The organism is Coleofasciculus sp. FACHB-712 (assembly GCF_014695635.1).
Classification (GTDB): Bacteria; Cyanobacteriota; Cyanobacteriia; order Cyanobacteriales; family FACHB-T130; genus FACHB-T130.
On the sequence record NZ_JACJOQ010000404.1, the window covers coordinates 1 to 7754 of the forward strand.

The window sequence follows — 7754 nt, forward strand, 5'->3', positions numbered from 1 at the left end:
GCAGCGTAGAAGTTGCCAGCAATTTTGTTGTGGTTGGGGGTTCCGCCAGTCATCAGGGCAATTTCACCATTGATATATTCATGCCGTTCTTCTGAGTTAACCTCAAACTCAAGATATTCTTCATCTGTGTAAACTTTTTTATCTTCAGCTTGCATAATCATTGTTTCTAAGTTTGAAAATTACACTATTGGGATAGGCCTTTTGGCTAAGTCGGTAAATAAATTATGACAAACTGAATGTTTGGTTATTGTCCCAGTTTCAATCTTGAGCGATCGCACTGTTCATCCTCTACATCTAGAGTGTGCGATCGCATTGAGCATGATTCTTGGTCAAAGCAGCGATCGCATCCTGTGTCAGCATATCTAGTGGTAGTTGCATCATCTTGTTCTCCCTGTTCTGGGGATAAATGGGAGGCGATCGCTCTTACGTTAAGATGTGAGAAATCGGTAGCCAATCATGGTTGTTATGAGCCAACTACAAGCGAAACTACCAACCGATACCTGGGTGAATGCAACTTGGGACGAATACCTTCTGGCAATTAGCGATCCTAGCTACGAAAAAGCTAGAGGCTACTACTATAACGGACGTATGAGGCTGGAAATGTCTCCACTTGGCAATCCTCACTCTCGCGATCACCTTATTGTTATCCACGCTGTCTGCCTCTTTGCCGGACTCAATCAGATTGACTTCGATGGTCATGACAACTGCACCTACCGCAAAACGGACTGTGCAGAAGCGCAACCGGATGTCTCCTATTATCTGGGTGCGAATGCGGAAATAGTGCCTTGGGAAGCAACTATCATTGACCTCGATACCTACCCACCACCTGACCTGGTGATCGAAGTTGCCTATTCAAGTCTTGCAGATGACAAAGGTGAGAAACGTCTACTCTACGAATCACTTGGAGTTCGCGAGTATTGGATTATTGATGTTCAAAATGCTCAAATAATTGCCTTTGAAATCCAAAATCGAGGCAGTCGCAGAATTTATCAGTCCCAGGTACTTCCAGGTTTGGACATGGCGCTACTAGAAGAAGCATTACGGCGTAGTCGGCAAATGAATCATGGTAAGGTGAGTGCCTGGTTGTTGTCTCAGTTTCAAGCTTGAGACCAATCGCACTGTTCATTCTCTACATCCAGAGCGTGCGATCGCTTCCACATCCCCACCCCTGATAAACTATGGAGCGATTTACTCAGATGGACTTTGAATGATTCTCATCATCCGCGATCGCGCGACCAAGGCGCAAATTGATGAAATGCTGGAGGCGCATGGTTTCTACATTAAACTAGCAGTAGATATTGAGCTTGGCATTCTTGCAGGTGGTGGGGAGCTTCATGCAGATTGTGAAGCGGTTTTGCTGGAAGATGGGAGCAGGCAGGAAAATATATGGGGAGCGAGTTGGAACCCATTGACGCAGGAAGTGTTCTATGAATCGCTGATTAATATCCGCCCTCGTCAAAATAATCGCTCAATGGAGATTCTTGACTTAGCAATTCGAGAGCAAGTTGACCAAATTATTCAGGAGTTATTAGGAGGCGTATGAAAGATTGGACGGCAAAGCGAGAGCGTTATTTGCGTGAATCTGTACCCACTCGCTTAGGGGAACTCGCTGCCAATCTAGCTCGAATTCGGTCATTTTCTAATAACGACCTGAACCGCGATGCAGTTGCCCATTTAATAGAGGAAAGCAAGTTTTTCATCGAGTGGACAGCAATCGATGCGGGAATAGACATTGCAGCAGAGTTAGTTGAGTTACAAGTGCAATTAGCTCGTTGGCAACTTACCTGGTCAAATATTTGGGCAGATGATGCACAACGAACGAAAGTTGCCCAACAAGCTAAAGTTTGGTCAGAACGTACATTAGAAATGTCAGGATTGCTGTCTGAGCCTGTGACATCAGCAAGTCAAAGCTGAAATTTCATGTGATGAGTTATCAAACTATCGTACAACATCTATCTTGTTATCTCTGTTCTGTGGATAACGGTAAGCGAACGCTCTGTTTGTAAATACCCGAAACATTGATTTAAACGGTCATGACAACTGCACTTACCGCAAAACAGGCTGTGAGGAAGTGCAACTGGATGCCTCATTTAATTTGGGTTTCATGTATAACTGCTAAGAGAGATAAACCTGCCATATCTTGAAAGCTTATACAATTGTGATTGTAGCTACTGTTGTTTTTATACTAAGCTAACTGTATGTGGGTTTCCGAAGTCGAGTTAAGTAATTTTAGAAGTTTTGCTAGTGCAAGTATTAAATTATCGAAGGGAATTAATTTAGTCATTGGTCCTAATAATTCTGGTAAGTCAACGCTACTGAAATCAGTAGCATGGTTGCAACAAGGCTCAAGCTTATCTCATACTGATCTACGATTATCTCAGAAAGAGGGATTTCTTCAAATAGAACTGAATAACATCAAACAGTTTTTCCCTGAAAGCTCTGAGCTAAACAAGGTAATTAAAGTTTCTTTTTCAGTGCCAAACAACATTGGAATAGAATTTTTTAATCGTCATATTCATATTCAAGGAGTCCCCAGCGATCTCTCATTAACCAATACAATGAATACTTTTTCCTTTTACTCCTACTCAATTCCAAACCAGGAACCTAAAAATTTTATTTATCCCTATCTCTCTAGAAGAAAAGTTGCCTCTTATGGAGAAGAGGTTAATTTAACCCAGACTTCTGCTGTGACTGGAAATTTTTCAAATTTGTATGCCAAGATTGATCGTCTTTCTAATCCTGAAATGCCAGCCAATAAACAATATGTTCAGGCATGTAGAGACATACTAGGATTTCCAATAACAGCAATACCTTCGGAACAAGGTAAAAAAGCTGCTTACGTGGTGAGTAATTTTGAGAGCATACCTTTGGAAGCGATGGGAGAAGGTATTGCTAATTTGCTTGGGCTTATTGTAGATTTGTGCATTGCTAACAACCAGCTCTTCCTTATTGAGGAGCCAGAAAATGACGTCCATCCGAAGGCACTAAAGAAACTTCTTAAACTTATTGCTGAGAAAGCCGAGACTAATCAGTTTATTATTACAACCCATTCGAATATAGTTGTGAAGTACCTGGGTTCTCAATCCGAGAGTAAACTGTTTCGAGTAACAATGGAATTTGAGGAACGTCTTCCCACCTCAAAGATTGAAGAAGTCGGTGATTCATCAGAGGCTCGTTTGCATGTTCTTGAGGAACTAGGTTATGAATTTTTCGATTTTGACATATGGTCTGCTTGGTTAATCCTTGAAGAGTCAACAGCAGAAAAAATTATTAGAGAGTTTTTGATTCCTTGGTTTACTCCGGAGTTGAAAGACAGACTCAGGACATTCTCAGCTCGTTCGGTGAATGAAGTTGAGACCAAATTTGAGGATTTTAATAAGCTATTCGTTTTTTTACATTTGCAGCCAATTTATAAGAATTTAGCCTGGGTTATCATAGATGGAGGTGATGAGGAAAAGAAAGTAATCGAAAGATTAAAGAGGACTTATACCAGTAGTGGATGGGGAGAGGATCATTTTTTACAGTTCAGTGAGCATGATTTTGAACGATACTATCCTAAAGAATTTCAATCAAAGATAGATTCTGTTTTGCAGATGCCAAATAGTAAATCTAGACAAGATAGCAAAAAGGCTCTTCTTCACGAAGTAGAAGCCTGGATTAAAGAGAATCCGGAGTTGGCTAAAACTGCTTTCAAAGAATCAGCTTCAGAGGTTGTTCAAATGCTTCACAAAATAGAGTCTACGTTAGCCTCTTATAAGGAGTGAATTTAGTAAAATAGGCAGTGCCACCAAAAGCTTACTGATTATCCCAATTTTTCGTCCTAAGTGGTTTTCTAGTGCTGAGTGAAGTGCAAACACTCCCTCCAGAACAAGATAGCCTTGTCGAGGCTGAATTGAAAGTAGCCACAGCCCGAACCGCAGCTTTGGTGTAGCTATCATCAGAGTTTGAGTTTAAACAGTTGCAGCAGTTTGCTTTTCAGGGAAAAATGCCAGAACAATTCGCTCTGGAGGGATACCTGCGGCGATTAGGTCTTTAGTGATTCCCTGTTCCATCCCGTCATACTCCACCCAAACCTTACCTTCACGCAGAGTCACATAAATCAAATTTCCCCTCACTCGTCGTCCTCTATCCCAACCCACTTGCATCAGTGCATAGCGGTTTTGCGTGTCGTCAAATACCGTATCGAGTCGAATATCGCCGTGAGAAGGTTTGAACTGGGCGTATCGTTGAATTACTTGCTTTACAATGTCCCGTTCTTGAGTGGTGGTATCCATTGCTTCACCTCTTGCGCCGCTACATCTACAATAAGCAATTTTATCGGTAACTCACGCCTCACCAACTCACCAATCGGTTCGCTGAAAATCTCGTCAAAAGTTGTGTCTGCAATAGCGAGATACAATTCACGATCTGGATCGACCTGTTCAAGTAGAAGTCGATAAAGAACATATTGACCAATCGCTTGCTCCAAATCAGCAATTGCCGAATTGCCTCGAAACTCCTTGATTTCAACTGCAATTCGACTACTACCGCGTCTCGCACCGATAAAGCGTCCTGCAATACCGCTGACGGCATCTAATCTTGCTGCTAAGTCGATAAACAGAAATCGCTCGCCATAGGATATGACATAGGGATCGTCCGTGATTTCCCAACCCTCTTTGATAAGAGCTTGCCTAATGATGTTATGGATCGCATCTCGTTGAGGCATGACTTAATCGGTCATAAGCCGCATGACTAGCCTATGGTACGCTACGCGAACTGACTTGTCAGCGCAACGCGATCGCATTCTTTCTAAATTTTGACTGCACGTAGAAGTGCGATCGCATCCTCAAACAAATGCAAGCGATCGCTCTTCGTGGAAGATTTCCTGTCTTATCTTACGCTCACCTGACGCTTGAATACCGTCTCACTTAACCAACCACTATTCGGGTATTCGTGGATTACTTCAACCTGGTACTTGCCAGGGGTAAGCTTGTTAAGATTAGCTTCATAGCGGAAATTGCCGACCATGAGGATACATCCACCAGTCTCACGTGGACGGATGGTAACACGCACTGTTACTTTCTTGCCTTTGCGTTCCGCCGCACCGCTGAGCTTCTGGCAAGGAGTTGAGGCAGATAGGTCTGTACGAACTGTAATATTTCCCGCGCCACCTCTTGCACTCACCAAAGGACGTTGTAACACTTGCCCAGGCGTACCCGGTTGAACGATGAAACGAAACCAGTCTGCTTGAGAAGGCGTGTTCGTTGAGGACACATTCAAGGGATTGGACGCCAAAAGAGAAGCGAATACACTGGCGAGTAGCAGAGTCTTCATGGTCGGTTGCTATTAATAAAAGGAAAAAAGATTGGAGCGTGCCATGCTTTAACCTTTATGACACTCAGCATCACTTCTCAGTTCCCTTCAACAGCGATCGCATTCATCACCCGCACTTGCGATCGCAACCTCAAATCAACTTGCGCGAACTGACTTGTCAGCGCAACGCGATCGCTCTTGGTAGAAGATTTCCTGTCTTATCTGACGCTCACCTGACGCTTGAATACTGTTCCACTTGGCCAACCATTATTCACATAATCGTGGATTACTTCAACCTGGTACTTGCCAGGGGTAAGCTTGTTAAGAGTCGCTTCATAGCGAAAATTGCCGATTGTGGCGATACATCCACCCTCAGGTTGACGGATGGTAACACGCACTGTTACTTTCTTGCCTTTGCGTTCCGCCGCACCGCTGAGCTTTTGGCAAGGATCTGATGCAGATAGCTCTGCACGAATTACAATACTTCCCGCGCCACCTTTTGCACTCACCAAAGGACGTTCTAACGCTTGCCCTGACGTACGTGGTTGAGCAATGAAACGAAACCAGTCAGCTTGAGAAGGCGTGTTCGTTGAGGACACATTCAAGGGATTAGACGCCAAAAAAGAAGCGAATACACTGGCGAGTAGCAGAGTCTTCATGGTCGGTTGCTATTAATAAAAGGAAAAAAGATTGGAGCGTGCCATGCTTTAACCTTTATGACACTCAGCATCACTTCTCAGTTCCCTTCAACAGCGATCGCATTCATCACCCGCACTTGCGATCGCAACCTACAAATAAACTTGCGCGAACTGACTTGTCAGCGCAACGCGATCGCTCCATCACGGTGCCATCAATTTCATGCAACCATACCAAATAGATTTCGAGTAGTTGAGCCGCATGAAATACAACTGGATCAAAATTCTGCGCTGGTTTGCGATTGGAGTTCTCATTACTTTAGCAATCTGGCTGCTCAACAAATATGGGATCGAGCAAGTTCGAGAACAGGTGGAGCAGTTTGGCATCTGGGCACCCGCGATCGTGTTTGGGCTGCGCTTTACCAGTATCATCGTGCCAGTGCTTCCAGGTACTGCTTACGCGATTTTGGCAGGAGGTCTTTTTGGGTTCGCTCAAGGATTGCTAGTGGTTGCGTTGGCAGATTTAGCCTCGTGTACGTTCAATTTCTATATTGCTCGTCGTTACGGACGGGGTTTAGTAGAGCGATTTGTCGGTCAGCAATTTATGGAAAAAGTCGATCGCCTCGCTCAACAACATTTAGAAGGCAACTTTTTCCTGATGACGGGTCTTTTGATGACCGGACTGTTTGATTTTGTCGCTTATGCTGCCGGAATGACCACAATGCGTTGGCAAAGCTATTTCTTAGCTCTCGTCGTCAGCATTCTGATTGCCAAACCGCTTTGGGTCGCTGCTGGTGCTGGAATCTTTGAAGGCAGTCAGTTACTCTTAGGCTTTGCGATCCTCGGAGCATTCGGCATCGGCATCGTCACCGCTATTGTCCAACGCCAGTCGAAGCAATGACGATCCGCTAGGTGCTGAATGGCGGCGATCCGATAAACGCGATCGCAACCTCACACAAACAGAGCCAAGTGACAAGTCAGCGCTAGATTAACGCCTCGCTTCGCTGTTTTCATGACCAAAGGGCTATACGCGATCGCTCATAATAGAATACAGAATGTCAAGTCAGAGCAATACACTATGTCATCAGCAGCGATCGCTACAGTATTAAAGATGATGGAGTCTTTGCCTGTTGATGTACAAGAGCAAGTTGCAGAGCATCTTCGGGAGTACATTTATGACTTGCAAGATGAAAATCGATGGAATGAATCGTTCCAGAGAACGGAACAAAAACTCGTTGCTGCTGCAAAACGTGCCAAACAGGAGATTGCTGAAGGGCAAGCTACTGTGATGGACTACGACCAACTATGAAGTCGGCAGCCCTTCCCTCCTTTTGGGTTGAATATCGGCAGTTAAGTAATGATCTCAGGCAGAGTGCTAGGAAAGCTTATCGTCTGTGGGCAAAAAATCCATTTCACCCATCTTTGCATTTCAAGTGCATCAATAGCCAAGAGGATATTTGGTCTGTTAGAGTGACGCGAGGTTACCGGGCGCTTGGAGTATTAGAAGGCGATACAGTTACATGGTTCTGGATCGGTAGCCACGACGATTATGAGCGGTTCTTCTCGTAAGTTGTATCAGGTCAATATTCGGCTATGCGAACTGACGAGTCAGCGCAACGCGATCGCATATTAACCGTAAGCTCGCTTGAGAAATGTACTCGCAACTTTCCCATAGGGAAAACACATTTAAATAGTTGTGGGGCAGCGATTATAAATAATCGCTGCCCCACACAGAGTATTCACTATTTCTTGCGTTACTTACGCAGGAAGCAATACTGTGTCAATGACGTGGATGACACCATTATCAGCAGCAACATCCGCTGTTGC

Annotated in this window: 15 protein-coding genes and 1 pseudogene; 9 read left to right on the forward strand and 7 right to left on the reverse strand. The window is 44.2% G+C overall.

What is annotated here, in order from left to right:
• Both H6F50_RS12025 and H6F50_RS12030 read right to left on the reverse strand, forming a co-directional pair.
• The coding region (locus tag H6F50_RS12025; protein ID WP_190428877.1) for a Uma2 family endonuclease at nt 1-161 on the reverse strand (161 nt) is incomplete at its 3' end.
• A gap of 83 nt (nt 162-244) precedes the next feature.
• A complete protein-coding gene (locus H6F50_RS12030; RefSeq protein ID WP_190412500.1) occupies nt 245-454 on the reverse strand; it encodes a hypothetical protein in 210 nt (69 codons plus the stop codon).
• 11 nt (nt 455-465) lie between these two features.
• On the opposite strand from H6F50_RS12030, the gene H6F50_RS12035 reads away from it, so the two are divergent.
• The 5 genes and pseudogenes from H6F50_RS12035 (at nt 466) to H6F50_RS12050 (ending at nt 3764) form a co-directional block, all read left to right on the forward strand.
• On the forward strand, nt 466-1107 hold the full coding sequence (locus H6F50_RS12035; RefSeq protein ID WP_190428888.1) for a Uma2 family endonuclease: 642 nt from the start codon (nt 466-468) through the stop codon (nt 1105-1107).
• A gap of 100 nt (nt 1108-1207) precedes the next feature.
• Nucleotides 1208-1543, forward strand: coding sequence for a DUF5674 family protein (locus H6F50_RS12040; RefSeq protein ID WP_190428878.1), 336 nt, complete (start codon nt 1208-1210; stop codon nt 1541-1543).
• Nucleotides 1540-1914, forward strand: coding sequence for a hypothetical protein (locus tag H6F50_RS12045; protein ID WP_190428879.1), 375 nt, complete (start codon nt 1540-1542; stop codon nt 1912-1914). Before H6F50_RS12040 ends, H6F50_RS12045 begins: the two co-directional genes overlap by 4 nt.
• 97 nt (nt 1915-2011) lie before the next feature.
• Nucleotides 2012-2101: pseudogene (locus H6F50_RS27935) on the forward strand (Uma2 family endonuclease); the annotation flags it as partial.
• Nucleotides 2102-2198: 97 nt separating this feature from the next.
• Nucleotides 2199-3764, forward strand: a complete 1566-nt coding sequence (locus tag H6F50_RS12050; protein ID WP_190428880.1) for an AAA family ATPase — start codon at nt 2199-2201, stop codon at nt 3762-3764.
• A gap of 186 nt (nt 3765-3950) precedes the next feature.
• Here H6F50_RS12050 and H6F50_RS12055 read toward each other — a convergent pair whose 3' ends face one another.
• The 4 genes from H6F50_RS12055 to H6F50_RS12070 form a co-directional block, all read right to left on the reverse strand.
• Nucleotides 3951-4274, reverse strand: a complete 324-nt coding sequence (locus tag H6F50_RS12055; protein ID WP_190428881.1) for a XisI protein — start codon at nt 4272-4274, stop codon at nt 3951-3953.
• Entirely contained in the window at nt 4241-4705 is a 465-nt protein-coding gene (locus tag H6F50_RS12060) for a XisH family protein (RefSeq protein ID WP_190428882.1), read from the reverse strand. The genes H6F50_RS12055 and H6F50_RS12060 overlap by 34 nt, the downstream gene beginning before the upstream one ends.
• 164 nt (nt 4706-4869) lie before the next feature.
• A complete protein-coding gene (locus H6F50_RS12065; protein WP_190428883.1) occupies nt 4870-5313 on the reverse strand; it encodes a hypothetical protein in 444 nt (147 codons plus the stop codon).
• Between the two features lie 197 nt (nt 5314-5510).
• Nucleotides 5511-5951 (reverse strand): hypothetical protein, encoded by a 441-nt coding sequence (locus H6F50_RS12070; protein ID WP_190428884.1) that lies wholly within the window; start codon nt 5949-5951, stop codon nt 5511-5513.
• Between the two features lie 38 nt (nt 5952-5989).
• Between H6F50_RS12070 and H6F50_RS12075 the strand changes: the two genes are divergently transcribed.
• From H6F50_RS12075 to H6F50_RS12090, 4 genes are all read left to right on the forward strand, one after another.
• A complete protein-coding gene (locus tag H6F50_RS12075; protein ID WP_190428885.1) occupies nt 5990-6169 on the forward strand; it encodes a hypothetical protein in 180 nt (59 codons plus the stop codon).
• Between the two features lie 20 nt (nt 6170-6189).
• Nucleotides 6190-6828, forward strand: coding sequence for a VTT domain-containing protein (locus tag H6F50_RS12080; RefSeq protein WP_190428886.1), 639 nt, complete (start codon nt 6190-6192; stop codon nt 6826-6828).
• Between the two features lie 177 nt (nt 6829-7005).
• Complete coding sequence (locus tag H6F50_RS12085) at nt 7006-7236, forward strand: hypothetical protein (protein ID WP_190428889.1); 231 nt, start codon at nt 7006-7008, stop codon at nt 7234-7236.
• A complete protein-coding gene (locus H6F50_RS12090) occupies nt 7233-7496 on the forward strand; it encodes a hypothetical protein (RefSeq protein WP_190428887.1) in 264 nt (87 codons plus the stop codon). Before H6F50_RS12085 ends, H6F50_RS12090 begins: the two co-directional genes overlap by 4 nt.
• Nucleotides 7497-7685: 189 nt before the next feature.
• On the opposite strand, the gene H6F50_RS27940 is transcribed toward H6F50_RS12090, so the two are convergent.
• Nucleotides 7686-7754, reverse strand: a 69-nt coding sequence (locus H6F50_RS27940; RefSeq protein WP_190428890.1) for a fasciclin domain-containing protein, incomplete at its 5' end; no start/stop codon positions are given.